This window comes from Lachnoclostridium sp. An14 (assembly GCF_002160755.1).
In the GTDB taxonomy this organism is placed as follows: Bacteria; Bacillota; Clostridia; order Lachnospirales; family Lachnospiraceae; genus Lachnoclostridium_A.
On the sequence record NZ_NFLE01000024.1, the window covers coordinates 36,892 to 61,442 of the forward strand.

Annotated in this window: 16 protein-coding genes; 3 read left to right on the forward strand and 13 right to left on the reverse strand. The window is 54.9% G+C overall.

The features are described 5' to 3' along the window. Positions 1-2 precede the first annotated feature (2 nt). From B5E84_RS13455 to B5E84_RS13470, 4 genes are all read right to left on the reverse strand, one after another. Positions 3-1,409 carry a YfcC family protein gene (locus tag B5E84_RS13455; RefSeq protein WP_087223598.1) on the reverse strand — a complete coding sequence of 469 codons (1,407 nt, stop codon included), beginning with the start codon at positions 1,407-1,409 and terminating at the stop codon, positions 3-5. Positions 1,410-1,522: 113 nt separating this feature from the next. Further along, positions 1,523-1,891, reverse strand: coding sequence for a RidA family protein (locus tag B5E84_RS13460; RefSeq protein WP_087223600.1), 369 nt, complete (start codon positions 1,889-1,891; stop codon positions 1,523-1,525). 300 nt (positions 1,892-2,191) lie between these two features. Next, entirely contained in the window at positions 2,192-3,001 is an 810-nt protein-coding gene (locus B5E84_RS13465) for a PepSY domain-containing protein (RefSeq protein WP_087223602.1), read from the reverse strand. 103 nt (positions 3,002-3,104) lie between these two features. Next, positions 3,105-5,732, reverse strand: a complete 2,628-nt coding sequence (locus B5E84_RS13470) for a cation-translocating P-type ATPase (protein ID WP_087223604.1) — start codon at positions 5,730-5,732, stop codon at positions 3,105-3,107. A gap of 739 nt (positions 5,733-6,471) precedes the next feature. On the opposite strand from B5E84_RS13470, the gene B5E84_RS13475 reads away from it, so the two are divergent. Further along, on the forward strand, positions 6,472-6,951 hold the full coding sequence (locus B5E84_RS13475; protein WP_087223606.1) for an S-ribosylhomocysteine lyase: 480 nt from the start codon (positions 6,472-6,474) through the stop codon (positions 6,949-6,951). 21 nt (positions 6,952-6,972) lie between these two features. On the opposite strand, the gene B5E84_RS13480 is transcribed toward B5E84_RS13475, so the two are convergent. The 8 genes from B5E84_RS13480 to B5E84_RS13515 form a co-directional block, all read right to left on the reverse strand. After that, complete coding sequence (locus tag B5E84_RS13480) at positions 6,973-8,823, reverse strand: alpha amylase C-terminal domain-containing protein (RefSeq protein ID WP_087223608.1); 1,851 nt, start codon at positions 8,821-8,823, stop codon at positions 6,973-6,975. 10 nt (positions 8,824-8,833) lie between these two features. Beyond that, a complete protein-coding gene (locus B5E84_RS13485) occupies positions 8,834-10,630 on the reverse strand; it encodes an ABC-F family ATP-binding cassette domain-containing protein (protein ID WP_087223610.1) in 1,797 nt (598 codons plus the stop codon). Beyond that, complete coding sequence (locus B5E84_RS13490; protein ID WP_087223611.1) at positions 10,627-11,385, reverse strand: exodeoxyribonuclease III; 759 nt, start codon at positions 11,383-11,385, stop codon at positions 10,627-10,629. Before B5E84_RS13490 ends, B5E84_RS13485 begins: the two co-directional genes overlap by 4 nt. A gap of 106 nt (positions 11,386-11,491) precedes the next feature. Beyond that, positions 11,492-13,705: a DNA topoisomerase III gene (locus B5E84_RS13495; RefSeq protein ID WP_087223613.1), complete on the reverse strand. Its 2,214-nt coding sequence runs from the start codon at positions 13,703-13,705 to the stop codon at positions 11,492-11,494. A 132-nt stretch (positions 13,706-13,837) separates the two neighbouring features. Continuing rightward, positions 13,838-14,680, reverse strand: a complete 843-nt coding sequence (locus tag B5E84_RS13500; RefSeq protein WP_162612865.1) for an SIMPL domain-containing protein — start codon at positions 14,678-14,680, stop codon at positions 13,838-13,840. Between the two features lie 278 nt (positions 14,681-14,958). Then, complete coding sequence (locus B5E84_RS13505) at positions 14,959-16,587, reverse strand: ABC-F family ATP-binding cassette domain-containing protein (protein ID WP_087223618.1); 1,629 nt, start codon at positions 16,585-16,587, stop codon at positions 14,959-14,961. Positions 16,588-16,733: 146 nt separating this feature from the next. Then, on the reverse strand, positions 16,734-17,114 hold the full coding sequence (locus B5E84_RS13510; protein ID WP_143469231.1) for a hypothetical protein: 381 nt from the start codon (positions 17,112-17,114) through the stop codon (positions 16,734-16,736). A gap of 122 nt (positions 17,115-17,236) precedes the next feature. Next, positions 17,237-18,517 carry a DUF1576 domain-containing protein gene (locus tag B5E84_RS13515; protein WP_087223622.1) on the reverse strand — a complete coding sequence of 427 codons (1,281 nt, stop codon included), beginning with the start codon at positions 18,515-18,517 and terminating at the stop codon, positions 17,237-17,239. A gap of 392 nt (positions 18,518-18,909) precedes the next feature. On the opposite strand from B5E84_RS13515, the gene B5E84_RS13520 reads away from it, so the two are divergent. Then, positions 18,910-20,655, forward strand: a complete 1,746-nt coding sequence (locus B5E84_RS13520; RefSeq protein ID WP_087223624.1) for an ABC-ATPase domain-containing protein — start codon at positions 18,910-18,912, stop codon at positions 20,653-20,655. Between the two features lie 204 nt (positions 20,656-20,859). Here the strand turns inward: B5E84_RS13520 and B5E84_RS13525 are convergent, their stop codons facing one another. Next, complete coding sequence (locus tag B5E84_RS13525) at positions 20,860-21,348, reverse strand: QueT transporter family protein (protein WP_087223626.1); 489 nt, start codon at positions 21,346-21,348, stop codon at positions 20,860-20,862. Positions 21,349-22,591: 1,243 nt separating this feature from the next. On the opposite strand from B5E84_RS13525, the gene B5E84_RS13530 reads away from it, so the two are divergent. After that, on the forward strand, positions 22,592-24,382 hold the full coding sequence (locus tag B5E84_RS13530) for an IS1634 family transposase (RefSeq protein ID WP_087223628.1): 1,791 nt from the start codon (positions 22,592-22,594) through the stop codon (positions 24,380-24,382). The last annotated feature ends 169 nt before the right edge of the window (positions 24,383-24,551 follow it).

The window sequence follows — 24,551 nt, forward strand, 5'->3', positions numbered from 1 at the left end:
CTTTAAAATCCCAGAAACAGCTGGGCAAACACAATGAGCAGCATCTGAACCACATACATGAGTCCAAAGAGGGGAAGGAAAAATTTCCACCACTTGGACAGGGGCACGCCGCTGATGCCGCAGCCGATGGCGATATTTGCCGTAGGCCACAGCAGGTTGGAGAAACCGTCGCCCATCTGGAAGGTGAGCACCGTCATCTCCCGGCTGATCCCCATCAGGTCCCCCAGAGGCGCCATAATGGGAATGATGGTGGTGGCCTGGCCGCTGCCGGAGGGAATGATAAAGTTGATCAGAGTCTGGATCACCAGCATTCCCTGAGCCGCCACCGCTGTGGGCAGTCCCGTGAGGGCGTTTGCCATGGTGTTGATAATGGTGTCAATGACCATGCCGTCCTGGAGCACGATCAGGGTGGCCTTGGCAATTCCCACGATCAGGGCGCCGAACACGATGTCCGCGCAGCCGTTGATAAACTCCACGGCGATCTTATCCGGGCTCCAGCCGTAAATCAGGGCCGCGATAATGCCCATCATCAGAAATACGCCGGTCAGCTCAATGGTGCCCCAGCCAGATTTCAGAAATCCGTACATAATGATTCCCAGACAGACCAGAATATCCGCCAGCACCAGCTTTTCCCGCGTTCCCACCTTCAGTTTCACCAGCTCGCTCTTTTCAAAATGAAACTTGGACTCCACTCCCGCCATCAGGCTCCTGGAGGGATTTTCTTTGATTCGTTTGCCGTAACGGAAAATCCACCATACGCCCATGGCAGAAAAGATGACAAACATCGCAATCCGGATCCCAGAATTCGAGTACACCGGAATCCCGGCGATGGACTGGGCGATGACGATGGTGTAAGGATTCATAAGGGCGGAGGCAAAGCCAAGGCCGATGCCCAGCTCGATGATGGCAAAGCCAAACAGGGAGTCATACCCCAGGGCCACTCCCATTCCCACCATAATGGGAATCAGGCCGTTAAAATCGTTCCACATCCCGAACATCGTCGCCCCCAGGGCGTAAATCAGGAAAAATAAGGGCACCAGAATCTTTTCCTTCCCGTCAAACTTCCGCAGCAGGGCGCCCATAATGCAGTCAAAAGCCCCCGTCTTGATGATCATGCCAAAGGCGGCGTTCACAATGAAAATCATCATCATGATTTCCGCCCCGCTGATCATACCACGGTGAAAGGAGCAGAAAAAGTCCAAAATCCCCGTGGGAGACGCCTCCGACGGATCCAGGTAGTGGAAGGAACCGGGAACCACCAGCTCCCGCATGGTGCCGCCCACGTCCACCTGCTCATAGTCAAACTGTCCCGGCGGGATGACCCACGTGGAAATGGACGCCACCAACACCAGGAAAAACAAAATCACAAACACGTGGGGCATATGCAGCCCCTTTTTCTTTTTCTCCATACTTCCCTCCTAACCGTTTTCAGGCCCACCCCCGCAGGCAGTCCCAGAAAACACAAAATGCTCCAGCTCCCGTCCGCCATGGACGATGCTGAAGCATTTTGTTAGCTGCTTAATTATTTAACGGCGATGGCCTCGATCTCGCACAGCACGCCCTTCGGAAGGGTCTTTACTGCTACGCAGCTTCTGGCCGGCTTGGAAACGAAGTACTTTGCGTACACCTCGTTGAAAGCGGCGAAGTCGCCCATGTCAGCCAGGAAACAGGTGGTCTTGAATACCTTGTCAAAGCCGCTGCCGGCTGCCTCTAAGATAGCGCCTACGTTCTTGCAGCTCTGCTCTGCCTGTGCGGCGATTCCCTCCGGAACCTCACCGTTTGCCGGATCTACCGGAATCTGTCCGGAAGTGTAAACCATGCCGTTTACCTCAAAGCCCTGGGAATACGGTCCGATTGCGCCCGGAGCCTTCTCTGTGGAAATTACTACCATAATAATTACCTCCTCTTACAAAATATGTCTTTGGTCTTTGTCTTAATATTTTACCCTCTAAACTGTTTTATGGCAAGTATTTTCCGCAATACATGGAGCAGGAACAGGAAAATAAAAGACAAAACAGGGACTGCACGCATAAAAATCCAGCTCAGCCAGCTCCAGAACACGGCCGTCCAGGCCGCCGGCTGCGGCCCGCAGCGCCCATCTCCTCTCATTCAATGCCAGCTCATAAGGAAAACCCCCGCCTTCTGTCTCAGAAAGCGGAGGTTCTCCTTCAGCCGGGAAATCAACCGATGCTCAGTCGTAAATGCTCTCCACGTCCCAATCCGTCACCTTTCCCGTAGAGGCGTCCACCTCAAACTCATACTCCAGCTCCCCGCTGAAGAATTTTCCCTCATAGACCAGTCTCCCGTCGTCCCGGTCCAGATGGGCCTCCATATAGTCCACCTGGGACTCCTTTAAACCGGCCTTTTTCAGGGCCGCCGCCTTCGCCTCCTCCGCGGTCACATCCGCCTCAGACGTAGAAGGCCTGTTCTTTTTCTCCGCCCATTCTTTTTTCCAGTAATTCTCGGCGTCGTAATCCCTGCTCACGATCTCCCCGGTCCAGGCGCTGATCTCGTAGTCGTATTCCGCGCCGTTCTCCCCGTAAAACTCCACCTCGTAGAACGCCACCCCGTCGTCGTAGTCCAGTTCAGACTTTACAAAGGTTACCTCGTCCTCCTCAAGTCCCGCGTTCTTTAAGGCGATTTCCTTCGCCTTTGCCTCCGTGACGGACACGGTGCGGTCCTTCTCGGAGAGGTTTTTCCAGAAACTGGTCTCCGCGTCGTAATCACAGCTCACCACCGCGCCGCCGTCCATCTCGATCTCATAGTCGAATTCCCGGTAGTCCTTCGTGTAAAACTCCACGTCGTAAACCTGTCTGCCGTCTTCCCAGTCCGTCTTTACATTAATATAGGAAACATCCGCTTCCTTCACGCCCGCGTTTTTTAACGCGATTTCCTTCGCCCGCGCCTCAGAGATCTGCGCCGCTCCCACGTTTAACGCCATCCCGACGGTCAGCGCGCCGGCCGCCAATAAACTTCCCAGTCCAATGGTCCATTTCTTCATATCGCTACCTCCATGATTCTTTCCGGATTTGTTTTCCTCTTGTTGATGCTATCATACGGGAAAAGTATTAAAGAAACATTAAAGGCTTTAAAATTTTGAAATTTTATCCCAGGCTCTCTCTCACCGTCTTTACCGCCTGGATGATCAGGGTAGGCAAAAGGGCGAAAATGCCGATGGTAGCCAGCTGCTGTACCGATAAATCCGCCACGGAAAACAGGTTCTGCAGTACGGGCACAAACAGCACCGCCGCCAACAGCACCACGCCGGCAGCGAAAGCCAGCAGGCTCCAGGGATTTCCAAACAGCCCCAGACGGATGATGGAATGCTTGCTGCGGCAGTTAAAGCCGTGGAACAGCCGAGCCAAAGTCAGGGTGGCAAAGGCCATGGTGCTGGCCACAGCGGCGTTTCCAGGGGCGCCCATAAATCCGGTTCGGTAGAGCCCGGTGTAGTAAGCCAGCATAGTGCAGACGGCGATCAGGCCGCCCTGCACCGCGATGTCCCGCAGATATTCCCCGGTGAGGATTCCCTCCTTCGGGTCTCTGGGGGGCTGCTCCAAAAGGCCTTCCTCCGCCGGCTCCATGCCGATGGCGATGGCCGGGAGGGAGTCGGTGAGCAGGTTGATAAACAGCAAATGCACCGGGGCAAAGGGCGCCGGCAGGGCCACCAGGGAGGTGTAGAGCACGCTCAAAATCCCGGCGGTGTTTCCGGAAAGAAGGAATTTAATGGAGTTTTTAATGTTCCGGTACACGTTCCGGCCGTTGGCCACGGCTTTGATGATGGTGGCGAAGTTGTCGTCCGCCAGGATCATGGCCGCCGCGTCCTTGGAAACCTCCGTGCCGGTGATTCCCATGGCTACACCGATGTCCGCCTTCTTTAAGGCCGGGGCGTCGTTTACCCCGTCTCCCGTCATGGCTACAATGCGGCCCTTTTCCTGCCAGGCCTTTACGATGCGGATCTTGTGCTCCGGCGACACTCTGGCGTAGACGGAAATCTGCTCCAGTTTCGCCTTCAGTTCCCGATCGTCCATCTGATCCAGCTCCACGCCTTCCACAGCCAGGTCGCCGTCCTCCAAAATGCCGATCTTTTCCGCGATGGCAGAGGCCGTCACCTTGTGATCTCCCGTGATCATCACCGGCTTGATTCCAGCCCGTTTGGCGCTTAACACCGCGTTTCTCGACTCCGGGCGGGGCGGATCCATCATGGAAATCAGGCCGATAAAGGTGTAATCCCGCTCACTCTCCAGCGTCAGCCGCTCTCCCGGCTCCGGCTCCCGGTAGGCAAAGGCCAGCACCCGCAGTCCCCGCCTGGAAAAATCCATGTTCTGGGCCAGGATTTTCCGGCAGTCCGACTTCCGGATGGGGCGTACCCCGGAGGAAGTCATGATATGAGTCAGCCTGGGCAGCAGCACGTCCACCGCGCCCTTGGTGAGAAGGGTGTCCGTGCCGAAAATGGTGTGGCGGGTGCTCATCAGTTTCCGGTCAGAGTCAAAGGGAATCTCCCCCGTTCTGGGGAGCTGGCCGCGAAGGGAGGTTTCATCCATTCCCGCCCGCCTTGCCATCTCGATCAGCGCGAACTCCGTGGGGTCGCCGATCATTTTTCCATCGGTGAAAGCGGCGTCATTTGCCAGTACAGCCGCATATAACAGATATTGGGAGAGCTCTCCCCGCTCCTTTAACGCCTCCGCCGGGCACAGCTTTTCGTTCATATAAATCTGCTGCACCGTCATCTTGTTCTGAGTCAAGGTTCCCGTCTTGTCCGAACAGATCACGGACACGCAGCCTAAGCTCTCCACTGCTTTCAGGTCCTTGATGATGGCGTGTTCCGCCGCCATTTTCTGGGTTCCCATGGCCTGCACGATGGTGACGATGGAGCCTAATGCCTCCGGAATGGCCGCCACCGCCAGGGCCACGGCAAACATCAGAGAGTCGATCACCGGCATCCGGCGGTAAAGGCTTAAGGCAAATACCAGGGCGGAGATCACCATAATCACCACTGCCAGCTTTCCGCTGAACTGATCCAGGCTGATCTGCAGCGGCGTCTTTTTCTCCTTCGTGTCGTTCATCAGGGAGGCGATCTTTCCGATCTCCGTGTTCATTCCCGTGCCCGTCACCACCACAACGCCGCGGCCGAAGGTGACTAAAGAGCTGGAAAACACCATGTTGATCTGATCCGCCAGGGCCACTTTCTCCGCCGTCAGGCTGACTGCCCGTTTGTCCACGTTGGTGGACTCTCCGGTGAGGGAGCTTTCATTGACCTGCAGGGAATAGCTTTCCAGCACGCGGCCGTCGGCCACCACCAGATCTCCCGCCTCCAGAAGAAGGATGTCCCCCGGCACCACGTCCCTGGAGTCGATCTCCATCTTTTTCCCGTCCCGCATCACTCTGGCAATGGGCGAGGACAGAGCCTTTAAGCTGTCCAGGGATTTCTCCGCCTTCTCATGCTGCACCGTGCCCAGGATGGCGTTTAAAATGATGACCGCGAAAATGACCACCGTGCTCTCCATATTTCCGGACACCATGGAAATGACCGCCGCCACGATCAGGATGATGACCAACAGATCCTGGAACTGCTCTAAAAACACCTGGAGGGCACTCTTTTTCTTCGATTCCTGGAGCACGTTGCGGCCGTGTTCCCGGCCCCGTTCCTCCGCCTGCGCCGCAGACAGCCCCTCCTTTCCAACGCCCAGGGACCGCAGCGTTTCCTCCTCCGACATCTGATACCATGCTCTCATCGCCTAATTCTCCTCTCTCTATCCTATATGGTATGAACGAAAAAAGACTTTTCATGCGTAAATTGTACAAACTCTTTACTTTGTACACGTCACGCATGAAAAGTCTTGTAATCCCACTGATACCGGGACACACCCCACCAGGCCGAATGGCCGCGTATGTTGACGAGGCGTTTAAACTACTCCCTTTTCCTATTCAGTTTGTTTTCGTTCCCGGGCTCCCGGATGCTTCGTATGACAGTATATGGGATTTCTGTGGAAAATGCAACCCCCTTTTTTTCATGTTTAACGGTTTATTTACGCGTTTTTATTGGGGAACTCTTTCCTTTTGCGCTGTCCAGTAATTCGTTGACATATACACATCATTTTATAATTGGCAAATCCACATCGTTTTATGTATCTTGTCAATTCTTTTTGCATATGCTATAATGCCAGTAGGCAAAGGAATGTAGCAAATTCCATATGAACAAAGAACGAAACCCCCGGTTGTGTGGCAGCACAGCCGAGGGTTTCTTCTTTTCTTTTATAGTGGCAAAGCACCCACTCGGCTATTTGTTGCCCTTATCGTGCCTGTCTAGCCATTTGCTGATGAGGTGGCAAACCACACCAGCTGCGACAGTCACAAAGAACATGGTAACTGTTTCCATCCAAGCACCTTCTCTGCCACCCCCACTTGTTTTTTCCCTCCCCGTCCGCTATACTGTTTCCAGTGACAGCTGACTATGAGAAAGGAGACATCCCTATGGAAAAAATCACCAGCTTTACTATCGACCACTTACGGCTTCTGCCCGGCGTTTACGTATCCAGGAAAGACCCGGCGGGGGACGCCGTCATCACTACCTTCGACCTGCGCATGACCCGCCCCAACTGCGAACCGGTGATGAACACCGCGGAAATGCACGCCATCGAGCACCTGGCGGCCACGTTTCTGCGCAATCACCCGGTATACGGGGATAAAATCATCTACTTTGGCCCCATGGGCTGCCGCACCGGCTTTTACCTGCTGCTGTGCGGGGATTTCCAGTCTGTGGACATCGTGCCCCTGATGACAGAGCTGTTCGAATTCATCCGTGACTATGAGGGCGAAGTGCCCGGCGCCTGCGCCAAGGACTGCGGCAACTACCTGGACATGAATCTTCCCATGGCAAAATACCTCGCCCGGAAGTATCTGGACGAGGTACTGTATGACATCGGAGAGGAGCGGCTGGTATATCCGGAGTAATCCTCCGGCCCGGCCCATCTCCTATTCTTCTTCTTTTTTCCCGATAAACACCACAATGCTCCTGGGCGGAACCATAAATTTCTTCTGCTCCTTTAAGAGCGCCTCCTCCCCGGCCGGGTAAATGCCGTTGCGGGACGCAGCGTCCGTATTGATGGCCACGTGCCATTTCCGGCCCTTGGGGAGATGGGGCAGGGCAAACTCGTGAGGCTCCCAGTGGAAATTATAGGCCACATAGAAGAAATCGTCCGTTGTCCCATCCGGTCTCACCCCGTAATCGCCGCAGTAGAGAACGCCCAACTGCCTGCGGAAGTTTTCAAACTCCGGGCACCAGGTTTTGACACCGTGGAAGGAAACGTCCGGGTAGCCGCAGACCTTGTAGTCCATCACCTTCGGCTCCTGTTCCATGTGGAACACCGGGTGAGCCTTGCGGAAGGCGATCAGGTAGCGGGTGAACTCGTAAAGGCTGCTGTTGGTCTTTAACAGGTTCCAGTTCAGCCAGGAGAGGTCACTGTCCTGACAGTAGGCGTTGTTGTTGCCGTTTTGAGAATTTCCAAACTCATCTCCCGCCAGAATGAGGGGCGTCCCCTGATTTAAAAATACCAGTAGCATGGCGTTTCGCAGCTGTTTTCCCCGCATTTCCAGGATCTTTTTCTTCCTGGTGGGGCCTTCCACGCCGCAGTTCCAGCTGTAGTTATAATCCGTGCCGTCGTGGCCGCCCTCGCCGTTGGCATCGTTGTGCTTGCGGTCGTAGGAGACCATGTCCATCATGGTAAATCCGTTGGTGGAGGCGATGTAATTGATGGGGGCCACATCCTTCGGATTTCTCCGCACCCGGTACACCAGGTTGTTGATCTGATCCTCGTCCCCCTTTAGCAGGCGGCGGGCATCCACCAGAAAGCCGTCATTGCACTCGCCCAGATGGCGGTGGCGCCCCGGATCCACTCCGTCCCAGGAGGTGGCCAAAAGCTTTGTGCGGCTGAGGAAGGGATCCTCGCCGATGAGCTTTAAGGGGGCATTTCCCACCAGATGGACGCCGTCCACATGGTAGTGCTGTACCCAGTGGCGCACCGCATCCACGGCGTAGCCCGGCCGCTCCGTGCCGGTGAAAAACAGCTCGATGATCACTTCCAGACCGGCCTTATGAAGGCTCTTTACCAGCTCCCGAAACTCCTTTGCCGGCGCCTTCTCCTTCCCGGAACAGTAGGACGCCTTGGGGGCGAAGGAATAGCCCTTTGTGTAGCCCCAGTAGTTCAATTTTCCGGTGGGCTCGTCCTTCCCGTAAGGGTTCCCGTCAGCCCGCTCCGGCATCATCACTTCCTCAAACTCCGAAGGCGGCAAAAGCTCCACCGCCGTCACTCCCAACTCTTTCAGATAAGGGATCTTCTCCGCGATGGCCGCGAAGGTGCCCCGCTCCTGGACACCGGAGGATAAATGTTTCGTAAAGCCTCTCACGTGCAACCGGTAGATCACTGTGTCCTGATAGGGAATTTCCAGAGGATGATCTCCCTCCCAGTCTGCCTCCTCCTGGCACAGAGGCGTTTTCCGCACCTGTTTCACCTGCTTCAAATTGCCCCAGCGCTCGTGGCCGCGAAAGGCGGTGCCGCAGCCGTCCGCCATCAGCTCTCCGTCCGCCTCATAGGCGTATTCCAGCCCCCGGAAATCCGTTCCCATCAGGGTCATGTTCCACACATCCCCCACCCGGTCCTCCTTCCGGAATGAAATCTTCTGAAAGGGCTGTTCCTTTCCCGCTTTAAACAGCACCAGCGCACAGCTCTCCCTGCCGGCGGTGGTGGCAAAATGATAGCCGCCCCTCACCTCCGTCACGCCCAGGGGATACCATTTCTCATTTTCCGCGATATAAAAATCTCCCATCTTTTCCTCCCTACGACTGCTGGGCCGCGATCCGCTCTGCCAGATCGTTCAGATACATCCAGCGGTCCATTTTTTCCTCCAGAAGGCGTTCTGTTTCTTCCTTCCGGGCCATGAGCTCTTTCAGTTTTTCGTAATCCGTGGCGGCCGCCTCTATCTCCTGCTCCAACGCGGCCGTTTCCTCCTCCAGGGAGGCGATGGTCTCCTCGATGGTCTCCCATTCCTTCTGTTCCCTGTAAGTAAATTTCAGCTTTTTCTCCCGCGGCTTTTCCTTGGGGCCGGAGCTTTTCTCCTTCTTCGGCTCCGGAATGTCGCCGCCGTGGATCTGCTCCCAGGCCACCTGATAGTCCGTAAACCCGCCCTCGTACTGGCGCACGGCCCCGTCACCCTCAAAGGCAAAGATGCGCCTGGCGATCCGGTCCAGAAAATACCGGTCGTGGGAAACGGCGATCACGATGCCCTGGAAACTGTCCAGATAGTCCTCCAGGATGGTGAGGGTCTGGATGTCCAGATCGTTGGTGGGCTCGTCCAACATCAGCACGTTGGGGGCCTCCATAAGGATGCGGCATAAGTACAGGCGTCTCTTTTCCCCTCCGGAGAGCTTGGAAATGACGCTGTACTGGACACTGGACGGAAACAGAAACCGCTCCAGCATCTGGCTGGCGGTGATGCGCCCGTCGTTTGTGGGCACGTACTCCGCCACCTCCTTGATGTAGTCAATCACCCGCAGGCTCTCGTCCATGGCCTCGTTTTCCTGGGAGAAATACCCCAGTTTTACCGTCTGGCCGATGGTCACGGTGCCCGCGTCCGGCTCCACCCAGCCGGCAATCATTTTCATCAGGGTAGACTTTCCGCTGCCGTTGGGGCCGATGATGCCGATGCGGTCATTTTTCAGGAAAATATAGGTGAAATCCTTTATCAGCACTTTATCACCGTAGGCCTTGCACAGGCCCTCCACCTCCACCGTCGTCCTTCCTAAGCGGCTGGAAACGGAGTCCAGCTCCACCTGGGCGTCAAACTCCGGGGCTTTCTGATCCCGAAGGGCCTCATAGCGCTGGATATGGGCCTTCTGTTTTGTAGATCTGGCCCTGGCTCCCCGCATCATCCATTCCAGCTCCACCCGCAGAATAGACTGGCGTTTCCGCTCCGACGCCAGCGCCATATCCAGGCGCTCCGCCTTCAGTTTCAGGAATCCCTCGTAGTTGGCCTGGTAGCTGTAGAGCTTTCCCTTGTCCAGCTCCACGATGCGGCTGGTGACGCTGTCCAGGAAATACCGGTCGTGGGTGATCATCAGCAGCGCGCCCTTGAATTTTTTCAGATAGTCCTCCAGCCAGTCCGCCATCTGGCTGTCCAGATGGTTGGTGGGCTCGTCCAGAATGAGCAGCTCGGCGGTGGAGAGAAGGACGCTCACCAGGGCAATCCGTTTTCTCTGGCCGCCGGATAAGGTTTCCACCTTAGCGTCAAACTGATGGATGCCCAGCTTTGTGAGCATGGTCTTGGCCTGGCTCTCCAGGTCCCAGACGTGGGAGTGGCCCTCGTTTTCCCGGACGATGCTCTCCAGAATGGTCTCCCCCGCCACAAACTGGGGATTCTGGGGCAGGTAGCGGATGTCCAATCCCCGCCTGCGGGTCACGGTGCCGGAATCCGGCTCCTCCAGCCCGGCCACGATCTTTAGCAGGGTGGACTTTCCCGTGCCGTTGATGCCGATTAAGCCCACCTTTTCTCCCTCCTGGATGGAAAAGTCGGTGTCGTCAAAGAGCAGCCGCTCCGTATAGGATTTTGTCAGATGTTCAATGGTTACAATGTTCATGGTTTCAGCACGACCTCCACCGGGCAGTGATCGGAGCCGAAGACCTCCGTGTGAATGGAGGCCCCCTCCAGCCGGTCTTTTAAGCTTTCCGATACGCAGAAATAGTCGATGCGCCACCCGGCGTTCTTAGCGCGGGCGCTGAACCGGTAGGACCACCAGGAATAAATCCCCTCGGCGTCCGGGTAAAAATAGCGGAAGGTGTCAATGAAACCGGCGTTTAACAGGGTGGTGAAATCCTCTCGCTCCTCATCGGTAAAGCCGGCGTTTTTCCGGTTGGTTTTCGGGTTTTTTAAGTCAATTTCCTTGTGGGCCACGTTTAAATCGCCGCAGAACACCACCGGCTTTTTCTCCTCCAGTTTCTTTAAATACGCCAAAAAGGCCGCGTTCCACTCCCGCCTGTAGGGCAGGCGGGCCAGGCCGTCCTGGGAATTGGGGGTGTAGCAGGTGACTACGTAGTAGTCCTCAAACTCCGCGGTGATAACCCGCCCCTCCTTGTCGTGCTCCTCGGCGCCGATTCCGTAGGTGACGGACAGCGGCTCCTCTTTTGTAAACATGGCGGTGCCGGAATAGCCCTTTTTCTCCGCGTAATTCCAATATTGATGGTAGCCCGGCAGATCCAGGTCGATCTGGCCCTCCTGAAGCTTTGTCTCCTGCAGGCAGAACACGTCCGCGTCCGCCTCTTTAAAATAATCTAAAAATCCCTTCGTCACGCAGGCCCGCAGGCCGTTGACATTCCAGGAAATGAGTTTCGTCATAGCTGTGTCTCCTTGTCTTTTCTTTTTGTCTGCCTGACAAATACAGTATAACACATCCGCCGGGGGATTTTCCACAATTATCACAGTTTCCCTCCGACAGACCCGGTCACAGTTTCAGTTTCGCGAAAGCGTCGGCAAAAGCATTGTTTAACGGGGCCTCGGCCTCCTTTTTCTGCTGGTTCAGGTACTTGGCCACGTCCCGCTTGCTGACGCCGGCCCCCTCCTTTTTCCTCCGCTCCTGGAAAGAGGAGAGCTTTTCCTTGTAGCCGCATCTGCACACGAAAATCTGGCCGTCGCCTTTGCCCCGCAGCTCCATTTTCTTGTGGCATTTGGGACAGCGGGCGTTGGAGGTGCGGGACACCGTCTCCCGGTAGCCGCACTCCCGGTCCTGGCAGACCAGCATCTCGCTGTTTTTTCCCTTTACGGCCAAGAGACGCTTGCCGCAGTTGGGGCATTTTTTGTTGGTCAGGTTGTCGTGGCGGAAGGTGCCCTCGCCGGCCTTGATCTGGCCGATGAGATCCACGGTGTAGCCGCGGATGTCCTTCATAAAGGCGCCTCGTTTCAGCTCCCCTCTGGCGATTTTGGAGAGGCGCATCTCCCAGTCTGCCGTCAGCTCCGGCTTGCGCAGATCCTCCGGCACCAGCTCCAACAGCTGCTTTGCCTTGGAGGTGAGGAAAATGTCCTCTCCCCGTTTTTCCAGAAGGAAACTCTTAAACAATTTTTCGATAATATCCGCCCTGGTGGCCACGGTCCCCAGACCGCCGGTCTCTCCCAGGGTTTTGGCCATGGCCTTGTCTCCGCTTTCCATGTAGGCCACAGGATTTTCCATGGCGGACAAAAGCGTCGCCTCCGTAAAGGGGGCCGGCGGCTTTGTCTTTCCCTCAGTGACGGTGAAATTTAACTTCGTGAAACGGTCTCCCTGCTGGATGGACGGCAGTTTCTGCTCCCGGACGGCCTTTCCCGCCTCGTAGTCCCGGTTTTCTTCCTCGTCCTCCCAGCTCTCCTCTCCCGTCTCATAGACTTCCTTCCAGCCGGAGGCCTTCACCGTCCTTCCTCCGGCCGCGAACTGCTCGCCGCCGATGTCCACTGTCAGGCTCACCTGCTCGTACTCATAGGGCGGGTAGAGCACTGCCAGGAACCGGCGCACCACCAGGTCGTAGATCCGTCTCTCGTCGATGGTCATGTGCTCCAGGCTCACAAACTGCTCCGTGGGGATGATGGCGTGATGGTCGGTGACCTTGGCGTCATTGACGAAGGAGGCCTTCGGGGAAAAGGTCTGGGCAGCCAGCTTTCCCGCCAGTTTCCGGTAGGGGCCGGTGCCGCAGGCTTTCAGGCGCTCTTTGATGGTGGGCACAATGTCGCTGCTCAAATACCGGGAATCCGTCCTCGGGTAGGTGAGCACCTTGTGATTCTCATAGAGGCGCTGCATGATGCTCAAGGTCTCCTTGGCGGAGTAGTGGAACCGCCGGTTGGCGTCCCGCTGCAGCTCCGTCAGATCGTAGAGCAGGGGGGCGGCTGTCTTTTTCGCCGTCCGTTTCACCTCCGTCACCACTCCGTCCTGTCCCCGCAGCCGCTTTTCCAGCTCATTGATGCGGTTCCGGTCAAAGCTGCGGTAGCTGCCGGAGCTTTTATCCCGCCAGCTTAAGGTCACTCCCGGCGTCCCGTAGGCGGTGAGGCCGTAGTAGGGCTTTGGCACAAACTCCCGGATGTCTTTTTCCCGCCTGGCAATGATGGCCAGGGTGGGCGTTTGGACACGGCCGCAGGAGAGCTGGGCGTTGTACTTGCAGGTGAGGGCGCGGGTGGCGTTGATCCCCACCAGCCAGTCTGCCTCCGCCCGGCACATGGCGGCATCGTAAAGGGGCCCGTACTCTTTTCCGCTCCGCAAATGAGCAAAGCCCTCCCGGATGGCCTTGTCGGTGACGGAGGAGATCCAGAGCCGTTTCAGCGGTTTCTCCGCCCCGGCTTTCTTTAAAATCAGCCGGGCCACCAGCTCTCCCTCCCGCCCGGCGTCCGTGGCGATGACGATCTCTCCCACGTCCTTGCGGTGAATCTGGTTTTTCACGATTTTGTACTGTTTGGCGGTCTGGCCGATAACCTCCAGCTTGAAGGGCTCCGGCATCATGGGGAGCTGCTCCAATTTCCACTCTTTGTATTTTGGATCGTAGCCCTCCGGGTCCGCCAGCTCCACCAGATGGCCCAGGCCCCAGGTTACAATGTATTTTTCTCCTTCCAACGCCCCGTCGGAGGCCTTTTTACACCCCAGCACTCTGGCGATGTCCCGGCCCACGGAGGGTTTTTCTGCAATAACCAGTGTTTTCATGTCCTTGGATTTCCTTCCTTTTCCGCCTTTTTGGCGGCCTTCTCTTGTATTATAATGCAAAACGGCCGGGGCGAAAAGCTCCGGCCGGGAAAAAGACGGTTCTGTTTTGAAAAACGGCAGGCACCGGGAAAATCACCGGTTCACCGCATACTCCACCAAAATATCCGCCACCACGCTCACCTGTCCCGGCATCACTGCCGCGCCTTCTGCGGCCTCCGGGACAGCCATGGCGCCGTCCCTGGCGCTCATATTGGTAACGGCGGTGTAGCGGGCCTGGCTGTTCGTGGTGTGCTCCTCGATCTTTACCACATCTCCCAGGCTGCAGCCGCCGGCGATGGCCATGGCGTTTGCCTTGGCATAGGCGGACTCCACGGCCTTTGCCAGGGCCTCCTGGTAGCTCTCGTCGTACTTGCTGGACATATAGGTGACAGACTGGATGCTGTTGGCTCCGGCTCCCACGGAAACGGAGATCACCTCTCCCACCACATCCACCGGCACATCAGAGACGGTGATGGAGGTGTCCATGGAATATCCGGTGATGGTGCGGCCGTTTTCCCAGTCGTAGATGGGGTTTAAATTGTAGCTGGAGGTCTGGATGGACTCCTCGCCGATCCCCTTGGCGGTGATGGCGGCCACCACCTTATCCACTGCCTCGCTGTTGGCCGTCTGGCAGGCAGCGGCGTCCGCCTCCTCCGTGGTGACGGAAAGCTCCAGCTCCGCCATGTCAGGAACCACCTTGACTTCCTCCCTGGCGTTGACGGAAATCACCTGATTTTCCACGTTCGTCACCTGGATGGAGGAAGGCACGCTCACATTGGACGACACGGGTGCAGCCCCGCAGCCGGCGAGCAGAACGGCCCCGCAGGTGAGTACGGCGCAAGCCATCGCTGCCCGTTTCCCGTTTTTTCCGGCCTCCGCGGAGAGGTTTCCCCCTAAAAATCCTGTATGATTCTCCATTTTTCTCATTTTTTTCATAATCCGATTCCTCCTCCTGTCTGTTTTCCGACGATCCGGACAAAACATCCGACTTCCCCGGTTTCTCATTACCTTCTTATCATTATCATATCACAAACGGGAAAACGGTTCATTTCTTTTCCTTTAAGGTTCGATTACATTTTACGGAGTTTTGTCTTCCCCAAATCTTTTTCAGAACGGGAAAAGGCAGAGCCTTCCGTCCCGCCACTTTCCGCGGAACCAGGCTCTGCCTTCTAGTTTTATTTTCCTGTAATCTCTCTTTTCCCCGATCTTTAAAATCAGTCGTCCTTCTCCGTCATCTCGAATACCTGGCGCTTTCTGGCCATCTCGTCGCTGGCCAGGTACTCGTCGTAGGTGGTGATCTTGTCGATCAGCTGCCCGTTTACGATCTCCATAATCCGGTTTGCCGTGGTCTCCACGATCTGGTGGTCACGGGAGGAGAAAATCAGCACGCCGGGGAACTTCATCAGGCCGTTGTTGAGGGCCGTGATGGACTCCATGTCCAGATGGTCCGTGGGCTCGTCCAGCATGAGCACGTTGGCCCCGGAAATCATCAGCTTGGACAGCATACACCGCACCTTCTCGCCTCCGGAAAGCACCTTCACCTTCTTCACGCCGTCCTCGCCGGCAAACAGCATTCTTCCCAGGAATCCGCGCACGTAGGTGGCGTCCTTCTCCTCGGAATACTGGGTCAGCCACTCCACGATGGTGTCCTCGTTGTCAAACTCAGCGGAGTTATCCTTGGGGAAGTAGGACTGGGTGGTGGTCAGACCCCATTTATAGGAACCCTCGTCCGGCTCCATCTCTCCGGCCAGGATCTGGAACAGCACCGTTTTCGCCCGCTCGTTGGGGCCTACGAGAGCCACCTTGTCCTCCCGGTTTAAGATAAAGGAAATGTCGTCCAGAATCTTCTCGCCGTCGATGGTCTTGGAAATGTGCTCCACCGTCAGCACCTCGTTTCCGATCTCCCGGTTGGGGCGGAAATCAATGTAGGGGTATTTCCGGCTGGAAGGACGGATGTCGTCCAGCTCGATCTTCTCCAATGCCCGCTTTCTGGAGGTCGCCTGCTTGGACTTAGAAGCATTGGCGGAGAAACGCTGGATGAACTCCTGCAGTTCCTTGATCTTCTCCTCCTTCTTGCGGTTGGCCTCCTTCATCTGACGGATCATCAGCTGGCTGGACTCGTACCAGAAATCGTAGTTTCCGGCGTAGAGCTGGATCTTGCCGTAGTCGATGTCCGCGATGTGGGTGCAGACTTTATTGAGGAAATAACGGTCGTGGGATACCACGATCACCGTGTTCTCAAAGTTGATGAGGAACTCCTCCAGCCACGCGATGGCGTCCAGGTCCAGGTGGTTGGTGGGCTCGTCCAAAAGCAGGATGTCTGGGTTTCCAAAGAGGGCCTGAGCCAAAAGCACTTTCACCTTCTGGGCGCCGGTGAGATCCCGCATCATGCTGTAGTGGAACTCCGTCTCGATGCCGAGGCCGTTTAACAGGTTGGCAGCGTCAGACTCCGCCTCCCAGCCGTTCATGGTGGCGAACTCTCCCTCCAGCTCCGCGGCCTTGATGCCGTCCTCGTCGGTGAAGTCCTCCTTCATGTAGATGGCGTCCTTCTCCTTCATGATCTCATAGAGACGGGCATTTCCCATGATCACCGTATCCAATACCTGATAATCGTCATATTTAAAGTGGTCCTGCTGCAGGAAGGAGATTCTCTCTCCCTGGCCGATCACCACCTCGCCGGAGGTGGAGTCCAGCTGGCCGGACAGGATCTTTAAAAACGTAGATTTTCCCGCTCCGTTGGCTCCGATGACGCCGTAGCAGTTTCCCTCCGTAAACTTGATGTTTACGTCCTCAAACAGCGCCTTTTTCCCTACTCTCAGTGTAATGTTGTTTGCACTAATCATTCTTTTACTCCTTAAAGGTTTCCCTATACTTGCGCCTGAAAAGAGGGGTCACCGCTGGCCCCTCTCTCTGTTATCACTCTTATTGTACAGGTTTTTCCCGATTTTTCAAGGTTTTTTGGAAATTTTCCTCTTTGCCGGGCCCTTTCTCACTGGGCGTCTGTGATGGTCAGGGCGTACTTCATTCCGTCCCGCTCCACATAGGTGATAGTGACCTTCGTCCCCTCCACCTGATCGCCTTCCATTTCCACCTTCGTATCCTCCTTCAGATAGCTCTCCTCGGAGCCGTCCTCCGCCTTGATGGTGATAGAGCTCATCCCTGCCGCCACGATCTCACCGGTAACGGTCTGCTCCTCTGAAACCTCCGTATCCGGCTCCGTAGCCTCTGCCTCCGTGTCCGTTTCCGTAACTGCCTCCGTGGCAGTAGTGGCCGCGGTGGTTTCTGGTTCCGTCTTCTGTCCGCAGGCCGCAGCCGCGGAGGCTATCATCATCGCTGCACCCAGGGCCAGCATCTGTGTTCTATGTCTCATGTTCCGTCCTCCTTTCCGTGGTTAAGCTCAGCATACTCCCATTTTTCCAGGTTGTAAAGTGGGAAACGCCTTACGTTTCCTGTCGGTTTTCTTAAGACGGTTTTTAACCGGCTGCCGCCCTTTTACAGGGACAGGCTGCCTCTCGCCCTCGCTCTCCGGTCCTCGATGGACTGGATGACCGGCACCATGAAAATGGCCACGATTCCCCCGGCGAATCCGTTGTTATAAAGGTTCATGCCGCCGTAGAGAATGCCCACATTTAAGGCCACGGAAGAATGGAGATACCCGGCGATCAGCCCGGGAATCACCCCGAACTGCCCGGCCACGGGAGCCAGGGTGGTGGAAAACAGCAGCGCCAGCATGGGCGACGGCTCATAGATCTCCCATTCCTTCGTGAAACTGGCCAGGTACACTCCCAGCATAATGGGCGCAATGTTGCGCAGGTGCTTTCCCGTGGAGCTGAATCCCACGATAGTGAAAATGCCTCCGATGGTGGGCCCGTTTAAATCTCCGCCTACAGCCACCACGAAATAGGTGGCGAACAGGCCATTGATCCCCATGTTTACCAGCGTCATGGCGAATCCTTCATCCTTTACATAGTCCGTCCCGGAAATTCCCGTGGATTTCCAGATGCGCCGGTAGGCGGCAAACGTCCCCTTTCCCCGCCACAGCGCGCCGGAGAGGATCATGCCGCCAAAAAGGATGGTCAGCAGCACCAGAAACAGCCGGTCTCCTCCCGTATACCAGATGAGCCGGGACTGAATCTCCACGCCGAAGGATTTTAACAGGGAAACGATCACCGTGGCGATGATTCCCGACGCGAACCCCACATTGTATAAGGAATAGCCCTTGTGGGCGTAGTGCACGTGGGTCGCCAGCGGCGGCAGCACGAAACCGATCATCAGGCCCACCGTGAGGCTGATGATCAGACGAAACCCAAAGGGCAGGTTGATCACCTGCATCAGCTGAGTGATAATGGGCGACAGGCTGGTGCCGTAAATGCCCACGTATATGTACCTGGTCAGGGACGTCTTATGGTAGAACGCGTACAGACAGGTGCCCAGAAGAATGGACCAGATATTCAGAATGTTCTTTCCAAACAGGGAAAATCCCAGCATCAGAAAGCAGGATGTGATCGTGTGGCCGGTGAAATCCATCTTCAGCGCGTACACAATACCTACGCTGGCCAGACCTAAAAGCCCGGCATTAATCAGGGCGGCTCCCACCCCTCCCACCACAAAATAATCAGTAATCAAAAAATCCGGCTCATGGATGATCTGCCTCAACCCCTGCAAAATCTCCGCCGGCGGCTGAAACAGCAGCCCTGTGACAATAAAATAAATCGGAACCAGCGCCAGCAGCGCGTAAAGCTCCCCCCTGGTCAACGCCCGTCTCTCGGCCATTCGCCATACCCCCTCGTGGCGCCTCCTCCGGCGCCGTTTTTCTTACAGTTTCTTCTATTATAACGGATAACCCCCGCTGGCACAAAGAAATTTTTTATAAACATTTCACCCTTTTTTTCCTTGAAACCGGAGCCGGACTGCGTTATGCTGTTCTATATTAATGATACCAGAGGCCTGGGATCAAACATCCGGCGCAGGCTTGCCCGCAAGAGAATGTTTGGCCTTGGGGCCTCCAAAAACAGGAATACGAGGTCATTTTCCGAAGAAAAATGAGCGGATTGTGAATGTTTTTGGGGATTGCGGAAGCACATCGCGCGGAGCAATCCGGTATCATAGGGGCAAAATACCTATTGGCCCCAACATCTATTAATTTTTCAGAGGAGAGACTGATCATGAAATCATCCAATGAGCTGCGCACCATGCTGCGCTCCATCGACCATAAAAGCTACCCGGCCTACAAATCCCTGGCCGGGACTTACCAGTTTGGCACCTATCTGCTGTCCATCGACCACGTACAGGGAGACCCCTTTGCCTCACCATCCAGCCTTCATGTGGAAATTTCTCACAAAAACGCTGGTTTTCCGGCGGCTTATTACCAGCGGGACTGCTCCCGCGTCGCCCTTCAGGACTTTCTGACCCGCCGGTTTGCCTCCCAGTTTGAGGACTTTAACTTCAAGGCAAAAGGCTCCGGAAAAAGCGGCCTGCTCTCCATCACCCGCTGCGGCCAGGAGGTGCTGGAGCGAAGCGCCTGCCAGATTTCCGCAAACAGCATCACCGCCCGTTTCCACGTAGGTTTTCCCGCCTTCGGCCGCACCATCAACGCCGGGGAGCTGGAAAAAATCCTCTTTGATTTCCTGCCCCGCTGCGTGGAGAGCAGCTTTTTCTACCGGAAACTGGACGGAAAGGCGGTGGAACAGGCCGTATTCCTGGCGGAGGATCAGGAGGCGGTGCGCCGCATCCTGAAGGAGGAAAAGCTGGTGGCCTTTGTGGCCAATGGCTCCATTCTCCCCAGAAAAAGCGGCGTTTCCGACCTGCCCTTAAAGGACAGCGTGCCCTTCTGCTCCCCCGCGTCCATGGAGCGGACTTTCACTCTCCCCCACCGGGGCGCTATCACCGGAATGGCCATCCCGGAGGGTATCACCCTGATCGTAGGCGGCGGCTACCACGGAAAATCCACCCTGCTGGAGGCCCTCCAGAACGGCGTCTACGACCACATCGCCGGGGATGGCAGAGAGTTTGTCATCACCGATGACACCGCCGTAAAACTGCGGGCGGAGGACGGGCGCTCCATCCGGAACGTGAACATTTCCATGTTTATCAACGATCTGCCGAATAAAAAGGACACCACCTCCTTCTCCACCCCTGACGCCAGCGGCAGCACCTCCCAGGCGGCCGGCGTGGTGGAAAACATCGAGGCCGGCTCCCGGCTGTTCCTCATCGACGAGGACACCTCCGCCACCAACTTTATGGTGCGGGACGACTTTATGCAGCAGGTGATCAGCCGGGAGAAGGAGCCCATCACCCCGTTTTTAGAGCGGGCCAGGGATTTATTTGAGCAGGCTGGCATTTCCACCATCCTGGTGGCGGGCAGCTCCGGCGCCTTTTTCTACATCGCCGACAAGATCGTACAGATGGACTGCTACCGGCCGGTGGACATCACTGAACGGGTAAAATCCCTCTGCGGAGAGCACCTGGCTCCCAGGATCCAGGCTCCCGGCTTTGCCGTTCCCGCCTTCTCACGGGCGCTGCCCCCTGCCAGACGGGGCGGACGGGACGGCGGCGATTTCCGCAGAGGCCGGGACGGAGGCCGTGGGAGAGACGGCGGCAGCCGCCACGAGCACATGAAGGTAAAGACCTTCGGACGGGATTCCTTCTCCCTGGACAAGGAGACCGTGGATCTGCGCTACGTAGAGCAGCTGGCGGACTCCGAGCAGACCTCCGCCCTGGCCCATCTGCTCCGCTACGCCCTGGAGCAGGTGATCGACGGGAAAAAATCGGTTCAGCAGACGGTGAAGGTGCTAAACGACCTGCTGGAGAAAAAGGGCTGGGAGCCCTTCTGCAGCTCCTATGTGCCCTGCGGCCTGGCAAAGCCCAGGGTGCAGGAAATCTTCGCCTGCTTGAACCGGTTCCGGGGATAGGGGGACGCGGTTTCGGTTTCCTACGAAAAAGTGTGCGCAGTAGCGTGCACTCGCACCGGAGCGCGCCTCCCGCCGGAGGCTTTTGTGTCATAGGGGCGCAGTTTCCTACCATGATACAAAAAAAGCCCGGATTCCGCTCCAGGGGCATTTTCTCGCCCCCGGCCGGAATCCGGGCTTTTTGTTTTGCTCTCTGTTTTCCCGCGTTTACGCTCTGCGGAATATCAGATTCTTATACTTATCCAGCGCCAGCAAAAGCGCGTTTCCCAGTACCCCCACGGCAATGGCCTCACTCAGAAAAATGGTGAAGGTGAGCACCGGCATCAGCTCCTCGTTTCCATAGGCGAAACGGAGCACCCACGGGATAACCATGGTATTCGCCGCGATGGGCGGCAGGCACACCAGCCATTTGTGGCGGCGCAGGCGGTAGGAGCCCCAGGCCCCCACCAAGGTTGCCAGACTTCCGAAAATCACGTCTATGGCCGCCGCCCCGGCAAAAAAGTTCGCCAGAAAGCATCCCACAAACAGCCCCGGCACCGCTGCCGGCGTAAAGTAAGGCAGGATACACAAAAGCTCGGAAATCCGGAAGGAAATCGGCCCGTAGGCGATGGGCAGAAACATCAGGGTGAGCGCCACGTAAATTGCCGCGATCACGGCAGCGCAGGTGATCTGGTACGCTGTGTTTTCTCTTTTCATATTCAGTTTTCTCCTTTAGTTTTGTTTTACGAGTGGAAGGTCCCGAACACTCGGCACATTTTACGGCGGTGACCGCCGGAAAGCCCAATCAGACCTTATTTTTGCGGGCTTTGCAACGTGGTTGAGTATAGCATAAAGAGAGGAGGCCGTCAAGTGACGCACCAAAATCCGTAACAGTTCAGCCATGCCATTCATAATTTGACGGATTCTACAAAATTGGCTATCGTTAAATGTTGTTAGCCGTCAAATTATTCATGCCGGGCGTCCGCCCTATAGAAACATATGGTAAAACACTGCTTAGTGAGCAAGCTCCCACGCAGTGTTTTACCATATGTTTCTGCATGGCTGAACTGTTACCAAAATCCAAAGAAGTTGTATATGGAAATGACTATTTTGTTGGATTAGCAGAGAAATAAGAGAGTTTTATAAAAATTGACGGTTATGAAAGAATGTTGAAAGATTGTTCCTGCGGCAGAATTAGAGGATAATTTTAAATAGAAACTACTGATATCATCTCACATATTGCCGGATAAATAAACCCGTACTATACTTTCAGCATGGGAAACCAGAGAGCCGAAGGCGGCTTACCCTCCTACTATTGGAGGGGTTTACCCTCCAGACGAAAGAAAGGAGGGTTGCCAATGAATGTTACATATTCTGATTTAATTCAGTTTTGTACTGTGCTATCAGATTTTCAAGGACAAAAGAAAATAGCCGCCACTACCGCAAATAGTGACGGCTGACGCTGTAAAGCGTTAAGTTAAAATCATTGAGGGTAAGCCGTTTCTCTGGCTTTCCCTTTTTTCTACTATCAATATAGCACATCCGGCAGCAGGACACAATCCCTTTATTCGTCCTTATCATGGGAAAGAACGAAACATCAAAGGCACACAGCCCCTCCCCAAACGACAACTACGGCTCCTTCAAAAAAGCGGAGGCCGCGGCTGACCGTAATGGCGGCAGTCTCCTCTCTTTAAATTCCAGCCAGGCAAACTTCCGGCAGATTTCCTCAAATCACAAAAAACATTCCAGTTCACAACTCCCCTCATCCATGCTATCATAATAGGAAGACCGCCGGCAGTTCGGCAAGGTGAACTGCCAGGCGAATCGGGCATTTGACAGTTGAACAAAAAGAAAAATCCTCGCAGGCCGCATAAAGCCTGCATTTTTTTGTCAAATTTTTCATTTTTCTATTGAGTACTTTTGAGTGTTGTGTTATACTATAAAGAGGAGGTCATCCATTATGAGGCTTAAAATATCAAAATCAAAGAACGCCCAATCTCTCTACGTGATTGCATCTACCTATGAAAACGGCAAGCACTCCTCCCGTATTGTAGAAAAACTGGGCACATATGACCAGCTTTCCAAACTGCACGATGACCCGATCGCCTGGGCAAAATCTTACATAGAAGAATTAAACCGCCTGGAAAAAGAACAGAAACGAGAAGTGGTTGTGAAGTACAAGCAGTCAAAACGGATTCCTATGGGCGAGCAACGCCGCTTTAACATCGGCTATCTTTTCCTCCAGCAGATTTATTACTCGCTCGGACTACCGCAGATATGTGCTGTCATTTCCGATCAATACAAGTTTACCTTTGACCTGAACGGGATCCTTTCCCGGCTGATTTATGGCAGAGTGCTGTTTCCTTCCTCCAAGTTAAAAACCTTTGAGGAATCCAAAAAGTTCCTGGAACAGCCCACGTTCTCCCTGCACCATGTCTACCGGGCTCTGGATGTCATTGCTGCGGAGGACGCCTTTATCCAGTCCGAATTATATAAAAACAGCAAGGCTCTTTCTAAAAGGAATGATAAAGTCCTCTTTTATGACTGTACCAACTTTTTCTTTGAAATCGAGCAGGAGGAAGGCTTGAAACAGTATGGCCCATCCAAACAGCATCAGCCCCTCCCTCTGGTGGAAATGGGGCTTTTCATGGATGGCGATGGCATCCCCCTCGCTTTTTCCATACATCCGGGAAACACAAACGAGCAGCAGACCCTGATCCCTCTGGAGGAGCAGATCCTCCGCGATTTCCGTCTCGCAAAATTCGTTGTGTGTACGGATTCAGGGCTTTCTTCCAAAACCAACCGGCAGTTCAATACCAAAGGCGGCCGGGCTTTTATTACCACGCAGTCCATCAAAAAGCTGAAACAGGATTTAAAAGACTGGTGCCTGAATCCCACTGGCTGGAAACTGGAAGGGATGGAAACGGAAAAAGACGGTATCCCAAAGACCTTCGACATCCATCAGCTGCAAACGGATGAAAAACTTGCCGAACATTTCAAACAGGCCGTCTTTTACAAGGAACGCTGGATAAAAGAAAACGGGCTGGAGCAGAAATTAATTGTAACATTCTCATTGAAATATAAATACTATCAGCAGAACATCCGCAACCGGCAAATCGAACGGGCAAGGAAACTCCTGGATGGAACCCTTTCTTCCCTGAAACAGCACAGCCAGAACGATTGCAAGCGTTTTATCAAACGAACCGGCGTCACCTCCGATGGGGAGATTGCAGACCATGATCTGTTGGAAATCGACTGCCGCGTGATCGAGGAGGAATCCCGTTATGACGGATTCTATGCTGTATGCACCAACCTTGAAGATCCTGCCCCCCAGATCGCAAAGATCAGCCAAAGGCGTTGGGAGATCGAGGAATGTTTCCGCATTATGAAAACGGATTTCAAGTCCAGGCCCGCATATGTACGCACCGATAACCGGATCAAAGCCCACTTTCTGACCTGTTTCTTATCCTTGATCCTGTATCGGTATCTGGAAAAAGCCCTGGACTATCCGTTCACCGCAGATGAGATCCTGGATACCCTGCGGGACATGGAAATGTTTTCCGTGCATGGGGAAGGATATGTCCCAACTTACACAAGAACGGATGTGACAGACGCCCTCCACGAAACGTTCGGCTTTCGTACAGACTATGAGATTATCAATCAGAAAGAAATGAAAAAAATTTTTCAAAACACAAAGAAAGGGGAAAAAGTACTCAAAAAATCCAATATTGAAAAATGCCAGAACCCTTGATTTTTCAATGGAATCTGGCATTTTTGTTTTCTCTAACTGTCAAAGACGGGATTATATCAGAAATTTCCCATTCGTCAAGCCGGAAATCCATCGCTTGCAACGGCTCACAGTGCTCACAATGGCTTGCTTATAAAGCGCTCGTAACGGCTATAGAAATACATTTGCAAAT

Excerpts from the sequence above, each read along its gene's own strand:
- B5E84_RS13455 (WP_087223598.1), bottom strand. The coding sequence starts at position 1,409 with ATGGAGAAAAAGAAAAAGGGGCTGCATATGCCCCACGTGTTTGTGATT.
- B5E84_RS13460 (WP_087223600.1), bottom strand. The coding sequence starts at position 1,891 with ATGGTAGTAATTTCCACAGAGAAGGCTCCGGGCGCAATCGGACCGTAT.
- B5E84_RS13465 (WP_087223602.1), bottom strand. The coding sequence starts at position 3,001 with ATGAAGAAATGGACCATTGGACTGGGAAGTTTATTGGCGGCCGGCGCG.
- B5E84_RS13470 (WP_087223604.1), bottom strand. The coding sequence starts at position 5,732 with ATGAGAGCATGGTATCAGATGTCGGAGGAGGAAACGCTGCGGTCCCTG.
- B5E84_RS13475 (WP_087223606.1), top strand. The coding sequence starts at position 6,472 with ATGGAAAAAATCACCAGCTTTACTATCGACCACTTACGGCTTCTGCCC.
- B5E84_RS13480 (WP_087223608.1), bottom strand. The coding sequence starts at position 8,823 with ATGGGAGATTTTTATATCGCGGAAAATGAGAAATGGTATCCCCTGGGC.
- B5E84_RS13485 (WP_087223610.1), bottom strand. The coding sequence starts at position 10,630 with ATGAACATTGTAACCATTGAACATCTGACAAAATCCTATACGGAGCGG.
- B5E84_RS13490 (WP_087223611.1), bottom strand. The coding sequence starts at position 11,385 with ATGACGAAACTCATTTCCTGGAATGTCAACGGCCTGCGGGCCTGCGTG.
- B5E84_RS13495 (WP_087223613.1), bottom strand. The coding sequence starts at position 13,705 with ATGAAAACACTGGTTATTGCAGAAAAACCCTCCGTGGGCCGGGACATC.
- B5E84_RS13500 (WP_162612865.1), bottom strand. The coding sequence starts at position 14,680 with ATGAAAAAAATGAGAAAAATGGAGAATCATACAGGATTTTTAGGGGGA.
- B5E84_RS13505 (WP_087223618.1), bottom strand. The coding sequence starts at position 16,587 with ATGATTAGTGCAAACAACATTACACTGAGAGTAGGGAAAAAGGCGCTG.
- B5E84_RS13510 (WP_143469231.1), bottom strand. The coding sequence starts at position 17,114 with ATGAGACATAGAACACAGATGCTGGCCCTGGGTGCAGCGATGATGATA.
- B5E84_RS13515 (WP_087223622.1), bottom strand. The coding sequence starts at position 18,517 with ATGGCCGAGAGACGGGCGTTGACCAGGGGGGAGCTTTACGCGCTGCTG.
- B5E84_RS13520 (WP_087223624.1), top strand. The coding sequence starts at position 18,910 with ATGAAATCATCCAATGAGCTGCGCACCATGCTGCGCTCCATCGACCAT.
- B5E84_RS13525 (WP_087223626.1), bottom strand. The coding sequence starts at position 21,348 with ATGAAAAGAGAAAACACAGCGTACCAGATCACCTGCGCTGCCGTGATC.
- B5E84_RS13530 (WP_087223628.1), top strand. The coding sequence starts at position 22,592 with ATGAGGCTTAAAATATCAAAATCAAAGAACGCCCAATCTCTCTACGTG.